Below are 18,646 nucleotides of genomic sequence, written 5' to 3'. Positions count from 1 at the left end.
GCTTCCTTTTTTGATTGGATTAAATGTAATTAGGAATATTAAAGCACAATTAATTCCTTTTGGAACTTCGTCAGCACCTCGACTCCATCTTTTGTAACAACCACGTCATCTTCAATGCGGACACCTGTTACATCAGATTTGTAGATACCTGGTTCAATTGTAAAGACCATTCCTTCTTCCATAATCAGTTCATTAGTACCTGTCACTGAAGGGAATTCATGGACAGAAATGCCAAGGCCATGACCTAGACGATGTGTAAAATACTCCCCGAAACCAGCATCAGCAATCGTGTCACGGGCAATTATATCTAACTCCATTGCACGGACACCTGGCTTTACAGCAGCAATGGCATTTGTATTGGCAGCAAGCACCGTATGATAAATTTCCTTCTGTGCTTCGCTCGGTTCACCAAAAGCAACTGTACGTGTAATATCAGAGCAGTAACCATCGTAATTTACGCCTAGATCAAATAACACCATATCGCCTTTTTCAATTTTACGGGAACCTGGTATACCGTGTGGAGAGGCTGTTTTCGGTCCACTCAATACTGTTGTTTCGAAGGACATTTTACAGCCTTTTTCTTGAATAGCACTTTCAATAGCTGTTACAATTTCCATTTCTGTTTTTCCTTCAGCGATTTCCTTACAACCGACCTCAATTGCGTAGTCAGCAAGTTCAGCAGCTTTACGTAATTTTTCTAATTCATGTTCATCCTTAATAACACGCATAGCATTGATTTTTTCATCCAGACGGACAAAATTTGCTTCCGGGAATGATTGCTGTAGTGCCTCTAAACGCTCTACAATAAGGTGAGTCTTTTCAATGGCAAAAGCTGATGGATTCACATTTCGATCTTTTATAGTTTGGGCAAGAACTTCCATGGCGTTTTCCGTATCTTGATGACCAACCACCTCGTATGACCAGCCAGCAGCCTTCGCATCTGGAATCTCCATTTTTGGACAAATTAAAAAAGGCTCTGCGTTTTTGAAAATCATCACGCCCAGTAATCGCTCATGTGGATTACTTTTAAAGCCAGAAACGTAAAAAACATTATCAGGTGTTGTTACGAAAGCAGCATCAATTTGGTTTTGTTGTAAATAGTTTTGAATTTCTTCTACCTTTGACATAGACATTTCCTCCTCTTGTTGCTTAAAAGATTTTTTTACTGCTGAAGCTTGGTGAGGCTTCTACTTTTGAGCGGGTCATCTCCTTTGCTAATGAATAATTGTCTCTTAATCGGGTAAAGTCTGTTAAGATAAGACAACAATTCTCCCTATAAGCATATCAAAAAAAGGGAAAACGCGCATGAATAGCGAATAAAAATTAAAGGGGGCATATTGTGTAATAGTAATCAGTAGCTTACTAATTACCAGTTACCAATTGGCCTTTTCGACACATGGATTCGTAACAATAGTGCAAGGAGGAATTATAAAATGGAGATAAGCTATCATGGACATTCCGTTGTTAAAATTCAAACTCATGGGAAAACAATATTGATTGATCCATTCATTAATGGGAATGGGCAAACAGATTTAAAGGTTGCGGAAGAAGCACCAGATATTATTATATTGACGCATGGACATAATGATCATGTTGGTGATACGGTAGAGCTTGCAAAGAAGAAAGACGCACTTGTTATTGCACCAAATGAGCTGGCCAATTGGATCTCTTGGCAAGGCGTGAAAGCGCATCCAATGCACATAGGAGGGGCAAGAGAATTTGATTTTGGTAAAGTGAAATTTACGCAAGCATTCCATGGTTCTTCCTATGTAACTGAAAATAATGAAATAATTTATATGGGAATGCCAGCAGGAGTTTTATTATTTATTGAGGGATTGACAATCTATCACGCAGGAGATACAGCGCTATTTAGTGATATGAAATTAATTGGTGAGCGCCATCCGATTGATATTGCCTTTATACCAATTGGTGATAATTTCACAATGGGGCCAGAGGATGCTGCATGTGCAGTTGCATTTTTAAAGCCGAAAATTGTCGTACCAATTCATTACAATACATTTCCTCCAATCGAGCAGGATCCACAAATTTTTGCGGAGCTAGTGCAAAATTCAGAGGTACAAATTTTAAAAGCCGGTGAAAAAGTAAACTGTTCCTAAACATTGACACTGCTGTACTATATAAATTGACACCACGTGCATAGTTGAAACGATGGGGAAAGTTAAACAAATTCATCACTTTATATTAAATATTTTTATAAAATATATGGTACACTAAGAGCAGAAATGATGCTTGAGGAATAGGTGATATTTTGTCTACAAAACATGAGAAAATTTTACAATACATCGAATCACTACCCGTGGGCGATAAAATTTCAGTACGTCAAATTGCAAAAGAAATGCAAGTTAGTGAAGGAACTGCATACCGTGCTATTAAGGAAGCGGAGAATCGCCGTTTAGTTAGCTCCATTGAACGGGTTGGAACAATTCGTATTGAAAAGAAAAAGAAAGAGAATATTGAACGCTTAACGTTTGCTGAAATTGTCAATATAATCGATGGACAGGTTTTAGGTGGGAAATCAGGACTACATAAAACGCTGACAAAATTTGTGATTGGTGCGATGCAATTAGAGGATATGATGCGCTATACAGATGCAGGAAGCTTGCTTATCGTCGGAAACCGTATTAAAGCCCATGAGAATGCGCTACGAGCTGGTGCAGCTGTTTTAATTACTGGTGGTTTTGACACAACGGAGGATAATAAGCAGCTTGCAGATTCATTAGATTTACCAATCATTTCAACGAGCTATGATACGTTTACAGTAGCGACGATGATTAATCGAGCAATTTATGATCAATTAATCAAAAAGGATATTTTATTTATTGAGGATATCTATGTCCCAATGACAGATACAGCTGTCCTAAAAAATGATGAAACAATTCATCATTTCCAAAAGCTAAATGAGCGAACTACTCATGGTGCCTTTCCAGTAGTGACAGCCAATAATAAGCTTGTCGGGATGATTACTGTAAAAGACGTAATCGGTCGAGAAGAAACTGAACTTATTGAAAAGGTAATGACTAAAAACCCAATTGCTGGATCCATGAAAATGAGTGTTGCTTCTGCGGGTCACCGTATGATTTGGGAAGGCATTGATTTGTTACCGATCGTTGATGATGATACGATTTTACAAGGCGTGATTAGCCGTCAAGATGTGCTTAAGGCACTTCAGCTTGCACAAAGACAGCCTCAGCATGGAGAAACAATTGATGATTTAGTAAAAAATGAAATGAAGGTTCTTGGTGATGAAGAACTAATCGTTGAGTTTAAAGTAACACCTCAAATGACAAACCAATATGGGGCGATTTCTTACGGAGCATTTACAACTTTATTAGCAGAAGTTGGTTCATTTGCATTAAAGCGCCGTAAGCGAGGCGATGCCGTCGCCGAAAACATGACGATTTATTTCATCAAGCCTGTACAAATGGAAAGTACACTTACTGTAAAACCTCGAATTTTAGACATGAGTCGTAAATTTGTGAAAATGGACTTCGAAGTGTTTAATCAGCAAATGTTAGTCGGGAAGGCAATGATGATGTTCCAACTCTTGGAGCGCTAAGCTGGAAAAGGGATGGCCTAGTGGAAATATTAGGCCATCCCTTATTTTTTTGCTTATTGATTAATACGGTACTCCTCTTCAACAAATTGACCGTAGTGTCGAGCTTTTTTAATATTTTCAATAATAACAAAGATGCCTAAAACGACAAGAATTGCTACAATAATAAATGTGTATAATCCAGGGAATAAATAAGCTTGATTACAACCAAAAAAAAGTATAAAAGCACCGAAACTTACATTCGCTCTGCTTTTGTACCATTTTTTTGCAATCGGTAATGGAGAACGGAATTGTTTTGTTTTAAAGTAAAAATAAAAAACAAATGATATGATTATGGCAAACACAAAAATTAAATTGAGCATAGTAAACCTCCTAGCATAACTAGACATTATTGTAACGATTATTGATGAAAAATGCTAACGGTTATTACTATCATTTTGGAGGAAATTATATTGAAACGACAAATCATCGACACAATTGCTTTATATGAGACAATTATTATTCATCGTCATGTACGTCCAGATCCAGATGCTTATGGATCTCAACAAGGTTTAAAAGAATTAATCTTAGCCAACTATCCAGAAAAAAGGGTTTTTGCTGTAGGTGAGCATGATGATTCTTTAACATTTATGGCACAGCCTGATCAGATTACTGATGATGTTTATGATAATGCTTTAGTAATTGTTACGGATACTGCAAATACTGAACGTGTTGACGACCAACGCTATACAAAGGGTAAAATGGTTATTAAAATCGATCATCATCCAAATGATGATGCATATGGCGATTTATTGTGGGTGGACACGACAGCTAGCTCTTGTAGTGAAATGATCTATGAGCTTTTTGAGGAAGGGCGCAATGCAGCCAACTGGTCGCTATCTAGTGCAGCTGCAAGATTGCTATTTGCTGGTATTGTGGGTGATACAGGAAGATTTCAATTTCCAAGTACAACAGCGAAAACGTTTAAAATTGCTGCAGAACTCATTACATATGATTTTGATAGAAATCAGATTTTTAATGGCATGTATGAAATGGAACAAAAATTACTAAATTTACAGGGCTATATCTATCAAAATTTTGAAATGGATGAGCATGGCGCAGCATATATAAAGCTGACGAAGGAATTGCTAACAGATTTTAATGCTGTACCATCTGAGGCTTCTCTTTTAGTCGGCAGCCTTGGTAGTGTGAAAGGCATTTGTGCATGGGTTGTGTTTATTGAGGAGGGGGAACAAATTCGAGTACGTTTACGCTCGAAAGGTCCTGTTATTAATACGCTAGCGAAGGAATTCAATGGTGGGGGACACCCATTAGCTTCAGGTGCAACTGCTTATTCATGGGAGGAAGCAGATCGTGTGATAAATCGTTTACAGGCAATTTGTCAAACGTACCGCTCAAATAACTAACAAGATCAGGAAAGGAAGGGATTCATTTGACACATGTATATACGAAAATGCATACGAGCGCGGATTTATTGAAAAGCACGATTCGGCTTGAACAATTGATCCCTTTTTTACAAGAGCAAAAAACGCAGGCCTGTGCAATCGTCAATTCGAAATTGTATGGGCTTTTGCCTTTTTGTAGGGCATTACAGCAAGCAAATATTCATGCTGTAATTGGTCTTTCTGTAAACATACAATGGCAGGAGCTACAAATTCCTTTAGTTTTATATGCAAAGACACAAGAAGGTTATCAGCATTTATTAAAGATTAGTAGTGCTGTTTCGATAAGAGAGGATGAAGTTTTACCTTGGAAATGGCTAGAAGGGTATGCAGCAGGCTGTATAGCATTGCTTTCCTCTAATGACATACCAGAAATTGAGCATTGGACAGAGGCAGCAAATGCACTAAAATCATTATTTGGTCAGCATTTATTTATGGGTGTTGCTAGACCAGCAGGGATGATTGCAGAAAAAGAACAGGATTGTGTTACATGGTGTAAAAACGAAAGCGTTCCTTTAGTCGCTTCACAAAGTTGTTATTTTCTACGACCTGAAGACCACTTTGCTTACGAGGTAGTAAGAGCTATTGATACAGGTGAAAAATGCACAGATACAAAGGTACCTGCTTTGCAAGGTTATTTTGTGCCAACGCAGAGTGAATGGAGCAGCTGGTTTGCTGATCATCCTGAATGGCTTGAAGCGAGCGCAGCAATGTTAGCTAGCTGTACGGCCAAAATTCCACATATGCCTGTGCAAATGCCAAAATTTCCAGTTCCAATAGGAGAAACAGCTGAGAACTTACTTGTCAAGGAGGCGTATACTGGATTAACAATGCGCTTCAATGAGCATGAAATACCACCTGCTTATCGAGAGCGACTACAATATGAGCTTGAAATTATTTGTTCAATGGGCTTTGCGGATTATTTTTTAATTGTTGCAGATTTTATGCGATTTGCCAAAGAAAATCAAATTTTAACGGGACCAGGCCGGGGTTCATCAGCGGGATCACTTGTAGCCTATAGTCTTTCTATAACACAAGTAGATCCTCTAGCATATGGATTAATATTCGAGCGTTTTTTAAATCCAGAACGTATCTCTTTGCCAGATATTGATATAGATTTTGTAGATAATAAAAGACAAAAGGTTATACAATATGTTGCACATAAATATGGTAAGGCAAATGTCGCGCAGATTATTACATTTGGTACATTATCTGCAAAAGCTGTGGCTCGGGATGTAGCTCGAGCTTTAGGCTTCGAAGCTGAAACATTAGAAAAGATTTCGAAATTGATTCCTAATAAACCTGGAATGACGCTACAAAAAGCGGTGGCAGAGTCACAGGGCTTACAAGGCTGGATAGCAGAGAATGAAAAGCATCGTCGTTGGTTAGAAGTAGCTTTGAAATTAGAGGGCTTGCCAAGAAATTCCTCTACGCATGCTGCTGGGGTTGTATTAGCACCATCTCCCTTGGTCAATACAATGCCTATTGAGAAGGGGCATGATGATATTTATTGTACGCAATGGCCAATGGGTGATGTAGAAGCATGTGGTCTTGTGAAAATGGACTTTTTAGGCTTGCGTAATTTAACAATTTTAGAGCAGATACGCTGGTCAATTTATAAAGCAAAGGGACCATGGATAGAGTTTGAACGAATCCCGATGCAAGATGAAAAAACACTCCAACTTCTTCAAAGGGGAGATACATTAGGGATTTTTCAGTTGGAATCTGAAGGCATGAAGCAAGCTTTACGGGACATTAAACCAACTCATTTTTTAGATATCGTAGCAGTCAATGCTTTATATCGGCCAGGTCCAATGGATTTTATTCCAATTTATGCAAGACGGAAATCAGGACAAGAATTAGTGGTTATGCCACATCCTGTGTTAGAGCCGATTTTACAAGAGACATTTGGTGTGATCGTTTATCAGGAACAGATCATGCAAATTGCCTCGATAATGGCAGGCTTTTCTATGGGACAAGCAGATTTACTGCGTCGAGCGGTCAGCAAGAAAAATCGCCAAGTTTTAGAGGAGCAACGTGCTGTATTTGTCAATGGAGCGATGAACCAAGGTTACGATATTCATATAGCAGAAGAAGTATATGCACTGATTGTACGTTTTGCGGATTATGGCTTCCCTAAAAGCCATGCGGTTGCATATAGTGTTATTTCCTATCAAATGGCCTATTTAAAGGCGCATTATCCAAAAAGCTTTTATGCAGCGTTATTGTCAAATGCAACAGGAAATGCGGAAAAGATTCAGCAACTTGTGAATGAAGCCAAAGAGCAGGGGATAATTTTTTACCCGCCCTCATTAAAACATAGTACTAAATATTTCACTGTAGAAAATGATGGCATTCGATATAGCTTATCAGGAATTAAAGGTGTTCCTCATCCCTTTATTGAGACGGTTAAGGCCATACGACAATCGAATGTAGAGGCATTGAATAATTTATTTGATCTAGCAGTTGCTTTAAGTGCTCAGCATTTTAAACCGAAAGTAATAGAAGCTTTAATTTTTGCTGGAGCCCTTGATTATTTGGAGAAAGATCGTGCTGTACTTATTAAGACTGTAGAAGCAGCTTTGAAGCATGCAGAGCTATTAAGACCTACAGAGGATATTGACTGGGCATCAGCTACTGCTTTTAGCTTTGGTAAACCAAAATATATGCAAGCTCAAGAAATGACGCAAAAAGAAAAACTGATCCGCGAGAAGGAAGTTTTAGGTTTTTATATATCAGCACATCCTGTATCAGAAGAGCGAGCTTTCTGGCCGGATACCAATGTTACATGCAGAGAGTTAAAACATACACGAGATGGAACCTATGTCAAAGTGATTGGCTTGATTGAAGAGATAAAAAAAATTCGTACAAAAAGAGGTGAGCAAATGGCTTTTGCTCAGCTTCAAGACGAATATGGCGCAGTGTCCATCACCCTATTTCCACAAGTATTTCAGCTTGTGCAGGACTTTTTAAAGGAGGATGAAATACTTTATATTGAGGGTACAGTGGAAAGACGATTTGGAAAGCCACAGGTGAAAGTAAAACACGCACAAACGACGAAAAAAATATAAAATGAAACAAGAATTTAGAAACTGCATAAATTTTATGCAGTTTTTTCTTTACATTTCATCAGTTATTTTGTAAGCTAGAAACAACGTTAAAAGTGGTCAGACCACTTTTTGATAAGGGGAGTTAGTCGTATGGATAAAAAGACCGAACAAAAGAAAGTGTTTTTAGAAATCGTCCAACAATTACGTCAACTCATAAAAATAGAAAAAATACAAGCTGGGGAGAAGCTACCTTCCGAACGAGTTCTGTCAGAGCGTCTAGGTGTCGGGCGTTCCTCTGTAAGAGAGGCATTGCGAAGTTTAGAATTGCTCGGACTGATTGAAACAAGACATGGTGGTGGTACTTTTCTAGCATCAACACATAAACATCAGCTCGTAGAAATACTGTCGATGTTTATATTAGAAGATGAAAAATCAAAAAAGGATGTCGAATTAACGCGGCAAATTCATGAAAAGGAAGCTATCCGCGTAATAAGTTGTACAGAGATTCTTCGCATACTACCTGTGTGGGACAGTTTTTTTGTGAAACTAGAAATTGAAGGTACGGTAAATTGTCGGGATATTTTACGAGAGCTAATAATAACGGCAGGAAATCGACTGTCTTTAAAAATCTGGTTTCAATTAACAGCTTATGATGGTGATCGTTTAAATCGAAACTCAACAGAAGAGGAAAAGTTAATTATTCAAACAATGTTGAAATCGATGCAGCTAGGCTATGAAAAAGAAGCATTAAAAGCTTACGAACAGTGGATGAATACTGAACAAAGCATTTAGACAACAGAGGGGGAGTCAAACATGGCAATACGTAGCTTATTTAGTGGTAATAAGAAAAAGAAAGAGAGCGGACAAGAAAAGGCATTTCCAGAAGGACTGATGACAAAATGTCCTGAATGCCGCCATATTCAATTAACGAAGGAATTAGAGAAAAATCATAAAGTATGCACAAAATGTAGCCATCACTTCAAAATGACTGCACAGGAGCGCGTCGATTATTTCTTAGATGAAGGCTCATTTGTTTCTATGGATGATCATTTACAAACAAGTAATCCACTTAACTTCCCAGCGTACGTAGAAAAAATTTCTGTGGATCAACAAAAAACGGGCTTAAATGAGGCTGTATTGACAGGAGTAGGAACATTAGACGGAGAAGAAATTGTCGTAGCAATTATGGATTCTCATTTCCGTATGGGCTCCATGGGCTCAGTTGTTGGAGAAAAAATTACACGAGCTGTTGAAAAGGCTACTGAATTGCGTGTACCGTTTATTATTTTTACTGCTAGTGGAGGAGCGCGCATGCAGGAAGGCGTTCTATCATTAATGCAAATGGCGAAAACGAGCGTGGCATTAAAACGTCATAGTGAACAAGGGCTTTTATTTATTTCCATATTGACACACCCAACAACAGGTGGTGTTTCGGCAAGCTTTGCATCTGTTGGAGATATTAATATTGCGGAACCACAGGCATTAATTGGCTTTGCTGGACGTCGTGTTATTGAAGAAACAGTTAGAGAAAAATTACCAAATGATTTCCAAACAGCAGAATTTTTACTAGAGCATGGTCAACTTGATGCCATCTTCCCTCGTAAAGATTTGCGAGATCAAGTAGCAGTACTTGTAAAAATGCATACGAAAGGCGGCGTACAACATGCTTAAAAATTTAGCTTTTGAAGAACCAGTAATACAATTACGTGAAAAAATAGATGAATTAAAATCAATAGCTGCTGAAGCAGATGTAGATATGACAGGAGAAATTGAAAAGCTTGAAACTCGTCTGACTCAGCTAGAGCAATCCATATACGCCAATATGAAGCCGTGGGATCGTGTACAGGTTGCTAGACATCCAGAAAGACCAACGACATTACAATATATAGAAGCGATGTGCGAAAATTTTATAGAATTGCATGGGGATCGGACGTTTGGTGATGATGCAGCCATTCTTGGAGGTATTGCATTTTTTGAAGGACAGCCAGTAACAATTATCGGACATCAACGTGGAAAATCTACAAAAGAAAATATCCGTCGTAATTTTGGTATGCCACATCCAGAAGGTTATCGAAAAGCATTGCGATTAATGAAGCAGGCTGAGAAATTTAAACGACCGATTATATGCTTTATTGATACGAAAGGCGCGTACCCAGGTAAGGCAGCTGAGGAACGAGGTCAAAGCGAAGCAATTGCTAGAAATTTGATTGAGATGGCAGGCTTAAAAGTACCAGTAATCAGCATTGTTATTGGTGAAGGTGGTAGCGGTGGTGCACTTGCTTTAGGGGTAGCTAATCGGGTCTTTATGTTAGAGAACTCAACATATTCTGTTATCTCTCCTGAAGGAGCAGCATCCATCTTATGGCGTGATGGAAGCCTTGCAAAACAAGCTGCGGAGGCAATGCGTATAACAGCACCTGATTTAAAGGAGCTAGGTGTCATTGATGGCATCATTCCAGAAATTACAGGTGGTGCACATCGTAATGTAGCAAAACAGGCACTTTATATAAAGGAATGTATAAGTGACACACTGAAAGCATTAAATTCTTTAAATGGTGAACAATTAGTTGAAGATCGTTACGAGAAATTTAAAAAAATAGGTCAATATACAGAAACAGAAGTATAAAAAATATTTTGTGAATTAAATTTTAGAATCAGATTCGATAGTTGAAATCTGCTCGTAAAGAGATTAATTTTGTCTTTAAATAATGAAAAAGCTTTTATGATATAAGAAGATAGTAGCGCAAAAATAACGCCAGACTTCTTGAAAAAATGTTAGATTTCGGATGTTTTTGAATGGAAAGAGTGTGTGAAAGCGCATTCTTTTTATTTTTTATGTAAAAGTTATGTTTTTATAGTCTTAGAACCCTTACATAGTTTGTTTTTTCATGTTAATGTGAATAATAATAGTAACTGCAGGAGGTTCGACAATGAAAAAAATTGCCGTATTAACAAGTGGTGGAGACGCACCAGGAATGAACGCAGCTATTCGTGCAGTAGTTCGTAAGGCAGCATTTCATGGAATCGATGTTGTCGGAATTAAGCATGGCTATGAAGGCTTAGTAAAAGGTTACATGGAGACCCTTGATTTAGGTTCAGTAGGTGGCATAATCCAACGAGGTGGTACACAGTTAAATTCAGCGAGATGTCCTGAATTTAAAGAAGAAGCAGTCCAACAGCGTGGTATTGACAACCTGCGTGCAGCTGGAATTGAAGGTTTAGTTGTTATTGGTGGTGATGGTTCCTACAGAGGGGCTATGGATTTAGTGAAGAAAGGCTTCCCTGTTGTTGGTGTGCCAGGAACAATTGATAATGATGTACCGGGCACAGAATACACAATAGGATTTGATACGGCACTAAATACTGTTGTAGAGTCCATTGATAAAATTCGTGATACAGCAACCTCTCATGAAAACTCCTTTATTGTAGAGGTAATGGGAAGAGACGCAGGTGACATTGCTTTATGGGCAGGTCTTGCAGCTGGTGCTGAAACAGTTTTAATTCCAGAAGAAGATTATAATTTAGATGATATTGTGGCACGCTTAGATCGAGGAGCAGCTCGAGGTAAAAAGCATAGTATTATTATTGTTGCTGAGGGTGTCATGTCAGGCAGTGATTTGGCAAAATTGTTAAATGAAAAAACGGGGAAAGAGACACGTGTTTCTGTTTTGGGCCATATTCAGCGAGGTGGTTCTCCTACTGCACGTGATCGTGTTTTGGCAAGTCAATTCGGTGCTCATGCAGTTGAATTACTAATGGAAGGAAAGTCTGGCAGAGCGGTAGGAATTCGCAATCATCAAGTAATTGACTATGATATGCCTGAAGCTTTCGAAAAAAATCATGAGGCAGATGTAAGTTTATATACGTTAATGAAAGAACTATCAATATAATTTGGCATAAAAACGGAGTGGGCAGAAAATGAGAAAAACTAAAATCGTATGTACAATTGGTCCGGCGAGTGAGTCGCCAGAAACTTTAGAAAAACTGATTGAGGCAGGTATGAATGTTGCCCGCTTAAACTTTTCACATGGTTCGCATGAGGAGCATGAGGTACGTATTAATTTAATTCGTGAAGTTGCACAGAAATTAGGAAAGCCAGTTGGGATATTACTCGACACTAAAGGTCCTGAAATTCGTACACATAATATGAAAAACGGGGAGCTACATCTATCAGCAGGTCAAGTAATCGATATTTCAATGACCGAGGTTGAGGGTACAGAGACTAGCTTCTCTGTCACATATGATCGTTTGATTGAGGATGTAGAACAAAACTCTATTATTTTGTTAGATGATGGACTTATTCAGCTACGTGTCTTAGCGACAGACATGGAAAAAGGTCTTATTCATACAATTGTTGAAAATGCGGGTATTTTAAAAAATAAAAAAGGTGTGAATGTACCTGGTGTTTCTGTCCAGCTTCCTGGAATCACAGAGAAGGATGCACAGGATATTTTATTTGGCATTAAGCAAGATGTAGATTTTATCGCAGCTTCGTTCGTGCGTCGTGCGAAGGATGTGCTAGAAATTCGGGAGCTACTTGAACAAAATGGTGGCAGTCATATTCAAATTATCCCAAAAATCGAGAACCAAGAGGGTGTCGACAATATCGATGAAATCATCTTAGTGTCAGATGGATTAATGGTAGCTCGTGGTGATCTAGGGGTAGAAATTCCAGCTGAGGAAGTTCCGTTAGTACAAAAGAAATTAATCTTAAAATGTAATCAAGTAGGGAAACCAGTAATTACTGCTACACAAATGCTAGATTCAATGCAACGAAACCCACGTCCAACACGAGCGGAGGCAAGTGATGTAGCGAATGCGATTATTGATGGCACAGATGCTATTATGTTATCTGGTGAAACAGCAGCAGGTCTATATCCAGTGGAATCTGTTCAAACAATGAATAAAATTGCGCAGCGTACAGAAAACTCTTTAGACTATAAAGCAATTGTTTCTGCACGTAGTCGAGAAAAAGAGGCAAATATGACGGAGGCTATATCTCAGGCTGTAGCATATACGTCGATCAACCTAGGGGTAAAGGCAGTTTTAGCGCCGACTGAAAGTGGTAATACAGCTAGAATGATTGCGAAATATCGCCCAGGTGTACCAGTTGTTGCCGTAACGGGGTCCTCAAATACAGCTCATACATTAACTTTAGTTTGGGGAGTATATCCAGTTGTTTGTCAGCGTGTGACAACTACTGATGAAATTTTAGAGCTAGCAGTTGATGAGAGCTTAAAACATGGCTATGTAACGCATGGCGATGCAGTTGTTATTACAGCTGGTGTTCCAGTAGGTGAAGCAGGTACAACTAATTTAATGAAGGTTCACATTATTGGAGATTTACTAGCTCGTGGTCAAGGAATTGGCAAAGCCTCTGTAGTAGGAAAAACGGTTGTTGCAAAAAATGCAGCAGAGGCATTAGCCTATGATACAGACGGATGTATTATAGTAACGGTTGGATCTGATCGCGATATGATGCCAGCGCTTGAAAATTGTCTTGGTCTAATTACAGAAGAAGGTGGACTTACAAGCCATGCGGCAGTAGTAGGTCTGAGCTTAGGTATCCCTGTTATCGTTGGAGTAAAAGAAGCTACAACATTGATACGTCATGGTCAGGAAATCACAATGGACGCGGAAACGGGCGTTATTTATAAAGGACATGCCAGCGTTCTTTAAGAAAGAAGCTCTAGTGCGAACGACTGTACTAGAGCTTTTTTCTAAACATAACAAACACTTTTCATACATAAACCTTCTTCATCCGTAGCATGCTTGAATATAAATAGATTGATCTCTCTACATGATGTTTCATTTGTTTTTTTAATGAAACAAAATGGGCTATAATAACGTATAAGAGGTATAGCTTTTTAGATAGAAGGGAGAAAAATATGAGAAAAGTTTTTCTTGGTTTCATTGTCTATGCATTAGCCGAACTGGCGTTATTAATAGTAATTGGTCAAAATATTGGTGTTTTCAATACATTATTGCTCATTGTTGCAACAAGTATTATAGGTATTTATGTAGTGAAAAATAAAGGTATGAATTCTGTGCAAAATGTTAAAAATACGATAGCACGAGGAGAGGCACCAGGCCCTGCCTTAATTAATACCGTGTTAACTTTTAGCGGTGGTGTATTACTAGCTTTGCCAGGATTTTTAACGGATTTAATTGGTTTGCTACTACTTATGCCTTTTTCTCGTAAAATGTTCCAACCAATTTTTTATTATTGGATGCGTAAAAAAATGAAAAAAGGGAATTTTATTATCGTTCAAAAATAGCATTTTCCTTTAGTTTAACCGCTAAAAATAAAAAAAATGGGCTTAGTAAAATACCATAAAAACCAAATAATAAAATGGAGGCAGCACTGATGAAAAAGGTGTGGAAGGTACGTAATTGTAGCGTATTTGACCAAAGCATAGATTCAGCTAGCTGCCTTGTTAATTGGACGAATAAATATAACACCAAAATGGCAACACATAAAAAGGTATTGCCCGTGAAGTAAAAATAAATGCTCATAGGTACAAGAAATACACCAATGCCAAAGAACGGCAGAACATCTGCAAAGGCTACAATAAAAGCTTTAATGATAGCTTGTTCAAATTGAAGCAGCATAAATCCTGCACATAGTATGAGCAACGTAATTGTGAAAAGCTGAAATTCCACGAATATAAAGTAATGAAATAGCTGCATTACTTTAGAAAAATGTGACTGCCATTCATTGCGATATTTTTTTGGCACATATCGAAAAAACCAATAACGGGATTTCCGAGTCTCTAATAGGGCGAAATAGTAGGCAACAAGGAATATAAATACTTCAATGACATGCTTCATAATTAATTGAAAAATATTCGCTATATAAATTAAAATCGAATCAAAAATAGACAACGATTTTTCCTTCAAAACTTGGATAAACATGGATTCATATTCATCGAAAAGTGGGAAATTTTGTAGTGTATCCCGGATTTCAGGAAAGATATGAATGACACTATTGATGGATATAACAGCAAGAAAAAAGATACAAGAAAGTATTAAAATTTCCACAATGATTGCTGCAAGCCAATAAGCGACCCTACAATAAGTGTGAAGAAATTTTATGATAGGATACGTCGAAAAAGATAAAAAAATTGCCAATGAAACAGGTAATACGAACCAGAGTATTACCAAATAGAAAATGAAAAATAAAACACTAGTGGTTCTTTCGTACGAAAAATGCTTAATATTCCTCATTTTTACAAATTCACCCCATTTCAAAAGTTAAATTAATGTCAAAATATACAATAAAACCTCTTTAGAGCATATATATAATCGCTCGGGCGCCTTTTTCTTTAATTAGATGATTTTCATTCACAAAGCTGTCAAAAATGATTATAATAGCAATGTAAGCGATTTACTTAATGGTTCATATGAGCAAAGTACGTAAATGTGACGAACAAAATACATTTACAACCAAAAAATATAAGTATGAGGGAGCGATAATTTATGTCAGCAACTAAAGGATTAGAAGGTATCGTAGCAGCGGAATCTAAAATCAGTTCAATTATCGATGACACACTTACATATGTTGGTTACAACATTGATGATTTAGCAGAGAACGCGTCATTTGAAGAAGTAGTTTATTTATTGTGGCACACTCGTTTACCAAAAGAAGACGAGCTAGCTGAATTAAAACAACAATTAGCAGACAACATGACAATTCCGCAAGCAATTGTAGAGCAATTCAAAACATACCCACTTTCAACTGTACATCCAATGGCTGCGCTACGTACTGCAGTATCTTTACTTGGTGTATTCGATGAAGAGGCAGATGTTATGGATCCAGAAGCTAACTACCGTAAAGCTATCCGTTTACAAGCTAAAATTGCTACAGTAGTTACTGCATTTTCACGTGTTCGTAAAGGTTTAGAGCCAGTTGCGCCAAAACCAGAATTAGGATATGCAGCAAACTTCTTATACATGCTTAAAGGTGAAGAACCAGCAGCAATCGAAGTTGAAGCATTCGACAAAGCATTAGTATTACATGCTGACCATGAATTAAATGCATCTACATTCACAGCGCGTGTATGTGTAGCTACATTATCAGACGTATATTCTGGTGTAACAGCAGCTATTGGTGCATTAAAAGGACCACTTCATGGTGGTGCAAATGAGCAAGTTATGAAAATGTTAACTGAAATTGGCTCACTTGATAAAGTTGAATCTTACATTCAAAATAAACTAGACAACAAAGAAAAAATCATGGGCTTCGGTCACCGCGTATACCGCAAAGGCGACCCACGTGCACCACATTTACGTGTAATGTCACAAAAATTAACTGAACTAACTGGTAAACCAGAGCTATATGAAATGTCAGTTAAAATCCATGACATGATCGTAGAACAAAAGAAATTACCTGCAAACGTAGACTTCTTCTCTGCGTCAGTGTATGATTCTTTAGGTATTGATCATGACCTATTCACACCAATTTTCGCAGTATCACGTACTTCTGGTTGGGTAGCTCATATTTTAGAGCAATATGCTAACAACCGCCTAATCCGTCCACGTGCAGAGTATGTTGGACCAGGCATGCAAAAATATGTTCCAATCAGCGAGCGCTAATTTGGAAAATATGCTAGAATATTTGGGACTGTGTTACTGATAACACAGTCCTATGATTATGAATTTAGGAGGCAACAGCAATGTCAAACAAAATTGTAGTTGAAAATGGCGTACTTAATGTACCAAACAATCCAGTGATTCCTTTCATCGAAGGTGATGGAATTGGTCCAGATATTTGGGCTGCAGCATCACGAGTAATCGACGCAGCAGTTGAAAAAGCATACAACGGTGAAAAGAAAATCGAATGGCTAGAAGTTTTAGCTGGTGAAAAAGCATTCAACCAAACTGGTGAATGGTTACCACAAGAAACTTTAGACAAAATTAACGAATACCTAATCGCAATTAAAGGTCCTCTTACTACTCCAATCGGTGGTGGTATCCGCTCTCTAAACGTAGCATTACGTCAACAGCTTGACCTATATGTGTGCTTACGTCCAGTACGTCACTTTGATGGAGTACCTTCTCCAGTTAAACGCCCAGAAGACGTTGATATGGTTATCTTCCGCGAAAACACAGAAGACATCTACGCTGGTATCGAATTCGAATCTGGTTCTGAACAAGCTCAAAAAATCATCAACTTCCTACAAACTGAATTTGGTGTTAACAAAATCCGCTTCCCAGAAACTTCTGGTATCGGTGTAAAACCTGTATCTAAAGAAGGTACTGAGCGTTTAGTACGTTCTGCTATCGAATATGCTATTAATCATAAACGCCCATCTGTTACTTTAGTACACAAAGGTAACATCATGAAATTCACTGAAGGTGGGTTCAAAAAATGGGGTTATGAATTAGCTGAAAAAGAATTTGCTGATCAAACATTCACTTGGAACCAATATGATGCAATTAAAGCAGAACAAGGTGAAGAAGCAGCAAACAAAGCACAAGCTGACGCTTTAGCAGCTGGTAAAATCTTAGTGAAAGATTCTATCGCTGATATCTTCTTACAACAAATCTTAACTCGTCCAAATGAGTTCGATGTAGTTGCAACAATGAACTTAAACGGTGACTATATCTCTGACGCATTAGCTGCACAAGTTGGTGGTATCGGTATCGCTCCAGGCGCAAACATTAACTATGTAACTGGACACGCGATTTTCGAAGCTACTCACGGTACAGCACCAAAATATGCTGGTTTAGATAAAGTAAACCCATCTTCAGTATTACTTTCAGGTGTATTAATGCTTGAACACTTAGGATGGCAAGAAGCTGCTGACATGATTACTAAATCTGTTGAGAAAACAATTTCTTCTAAAGTTGTAACTTATGACTTCGCACGTTTAATGGACGGCGCTACAGAAGTGAAATGTTCAGAATTCGCGACTGAGTTAATCAAAAACCTTTAATTTTCTATTGTAATATAGAAATAATAGGGAAGCAGATGCTTTATTCTGCCGATATAATTAGGGTAAAATGTATTTAGTTTAATAAAGTATTACGATGAACTTGTTTAATCGAGGGAGGAGATGGTATTCTCCTCCCTCTTTTAAAATATATAACCTAATTTTAAAGGAGCGTATTTAAATGTCTCTGAAACGTAAAAAAATTTCAGTAATCGGTAGTGGTTTTACAGGTGCTACAGCTGCATTTTTAGCAGCTCAGAAAGAACTTGGCGACGTCGTATTAGTTGATATTCCACAAGCAGAAAACCCAACAAAAGGAAAAGCTCTAGATATGTGGGAAGCTGCACCAGTGCAAGGCTATGATTCGTATGTGAAGGGTACTTCTAACTATGCAGATATAGCAGATTCTGATGTAGTCCTTATCACTGCTGGTGTTGCTCGTAAACCAGGGATGAGTCGTGACGATCTTGTCCAAATTAATCAAGGTGTAATGAAGGCTGTTTCTAAGGAAATTGCTGCTCATGCACCAAATGCAACGATTATCGTGCTCACAAACCCAGTAGATGCTATGACTTATACAGTTTACAAAGAAACTGGTTTCCCAAAAAATCGTGTTATCGGTCAATCTGGCGTACTTGATACAGC

The 18,646-nt window shown here is 38.0% G+C and carries 16 protein-coding genes; 13 read left to right on the top strand and 3 right to left on the bottom strand.

From position 1 onward, the window contains the following. Positions 1-38: 38 nt before the first annotated feature. The gene (locus B2R82_RS09540) at positions 39-1,127 is read right to left on the bottom strand and encodes a M24 family metallopeptidase (protein WP_286924617.1); all 1,089 of its coding nucleotides are present in this window, start codon (positions 1,125-1,127) and stop codon (positions 39-41) included. 306 nt (positions 1,128-1,433) lie between these two features. Between B2R82_RS09540 and B2R82_RS09535 the strand changes: the two genes are divergently transcribed. Together B2R82_RS09535 and B2R82_RS09530 are read left to right on the top strand one after the other, a co-directional pair. Further along, positions 1,434-2,117 (top strand): metal-dependent hydrolase, encoded by a 684-nt coding sequence (locus B2R82_RS09535; protein WP_286924616.1) that lies wholly within the window; start codon positions 1,434-1,436, stop codon positions 2,115-2,117. Positions 2,118-2,269: 152 nt separating this feature from the next. After that, positions 2,270-3,577: a DRTGG domain-containing protein gene (locus B2R82_RS09530; protein ID WP_286924615.1), complete on the top strand. Its 1,308-nt coding sequence runs from the start codon at positions 2,270-2,272 to the stop codon at positions 3,575-3,577. A gap of 53 nt (positions 3,578-3,630) precedes the next feature. Here the strand turns inward: B2R82_RS09530 and B2R82_RS09525 are convergent, their stop codons facing one another. Next, positions 3,631-3,936 (bottom strand): YtpI family protein, encoded by a 306-nt coding sequence (locus B2R82_RS09525; RefSeq protein ID WP_286924614.1) that lies wholly within the window; start codon positions 3,934-3,936, stop codon positions 3,631-3,633. 90 nt (positions 3,937-4,026) lie between these two features. Here B2R82_RS09525 and B2R82_RS09520 point away from each other — a divergent pair, with 90 nt between their 5' ends. The 8 genes from B2R82_RS09520 (at position 4,027) to B2R82_RS09485 (ending at position 14,344) form a co-directional block, all read left to right on the top strand. Further along, entirely contained in the window at positions 4,027-4,980 is a 954-nt protein-coding gene (locus B2R82_RS09520; protein WP_286924613.1) for a DHH family phosphoesterase, read from the top strand. A gap of 26 nt (positions 4,981-5,006) precedes the next feature. Next, positions 5,007-8,087, top strand: coding sequence for a DNA polymerase III subunit alpha (dnaE, locus tag B2R82_RS09515; RefSeq protein ID WP_286924612.1), 3,081 nt, complete (start codon positions 5,007-5,009; stop codon positions 8,085-8,087). A gap of 129 nt (positions 8,088-8,216) precedes the next feature. Continuing rightward, positions 8,217-8,858, top strand: a complete 642-nt coding sequence (locus B2R82_RS09510) for a FadR/GntR family transcriptional regulator (protein ID WP_286924611.1) — start codon at positions 8,217-8,219, stop codon at positions 8,856-8,858. 21 nt (positions 8,859-8,879) lie between these two features. After that, a complete protein-coding gene (gene accD / locus B2R82_RS09505; RefSeq protein WP_286924610.1) occupies positions 8,880-9,737 on the top strand; it encodes an acetyl-CoA carboxylase, carboxyltransferase subunit beta in 858 nt (285 codons plus the stop codon). Beyond that, positions 9,730-10,692: an acetyl-CoA carboxylase carboxyltransferase subunit alpha gene (locus tag B2R82_RS09500; protein WP_286924609.1), complete on the top strand. Its 963-nt coding sequence runs from the start codon at positions 9,730-9,732 to the stop codon at positions 10,690-10,692. The genes accD and B2R82_RS09500 overlap by 8 nt, the downstream gene beginning before the upstream one ends. 304 nt (positions 10,693-10,996) lie before the next feature. Beyond that, positions 10,997-11,956 carry a 6-phosphofructokinase gene (gene pfkA, locus B2R82_RS09495; RefSeq protein WP_286924607.1) on the top strand — a complete coding sequence of 320 codons (960 nt, stop codon included), beginning with the start codon at positions 10,997-10,999 and terminating at the stop codon, positions 11,954-11,956. A 28-nt stretch (positions 11,957-11,984) separates the two neighbouring features. Further along, on the top strand, positions 11,985-13,745 hold the full coding sequence (pyk, locus tag B2R82_RS09490; protein ID WP_286924606.1) for a pyruvate kinase: 1,761 nt from the start codon (positions 11,985-11,987) through the stop codon (positions 13,743-13,745). Positions 13,746-13,954: 209 nt separating this feature from the next. Then, positions 13,955-14,344, top strand: a complete 390-nt coding sequence (locus B2R82_RS09485) for an FxsA family protein (protein WP_286924605.1) — start codon at positions 13,955-13,957, stop codon at positions 14,342-14,344. Here B2R82_RS09485 and B2R82_RS09480 read toward each other — a convergent pair. After that, positions 14,328-15,293 (bottom strand): AI-2E family transporter, encoded by a 966-nt coding sequence (locus B2R82_RS09480; RefSeq protein WP_286924604.1) that lies wholly within the window; start codon positions 15,291-15,293, stop codon positions 14,328-14,330. The two genes, B2R82_RS09485 and B2R82_RS09480, sit on opposite strands and share 17 nt — an antisense overlap. 252 nt (positions 15,294-15,545) lie before the next feature. On the opposite strand from B2R82_RS09480, the gene citZ reads away from it, so the two are divergent. From citZ to B2R82_RS09465, 3 genes are all read left to right on the top strand, one after another. Next, complete coding sequence (citZ, locus tag B2R82_RS09475) at positions 15,546-16,661, top strand: citrate synthase (RefSeq protein WP_283869145.1); 1,116 nt, start codon at positions 15,546-15,548, stop codon at positions 16,659-16,661. 80 nt (positions 16,662-16,741) lie between these two features. Further along, complete coding sequence (gene icd / locus B2R82_RS09470; protein ID WP_286924603.1) at positions 16,742-18,004, top strand: NADP-dependent isocitrate dehydrogenase; 1,263 nt, start codon at positions 16,742-16,744, stop codon at positions 18,002-18,004. A gap of 178 nt (positions 18,005-18,182) precedes the next feature. Further along, on the top strand, positions 18,183-18,646 hold a 464-nt coding region (locus B2R82_RS09465), incomplete at its 3' end, for a lactate/malate family dehydrogenase (RefSeq protein ID WP_414674124.1).

The sequence above is a fragment of the Lysinibacillus sp. UBA6686 genome, from assembly GCF_002455205.1.
Lineage (GTDB): Bacteria > Bacillota > Bacilli > Bacillales_A > Planococcaceae > Lysinibacillus > Lysinibacillus pakistanensis.
This window is presented reverse-complemented; position numbering and strand designations above follow the sequence as displayed.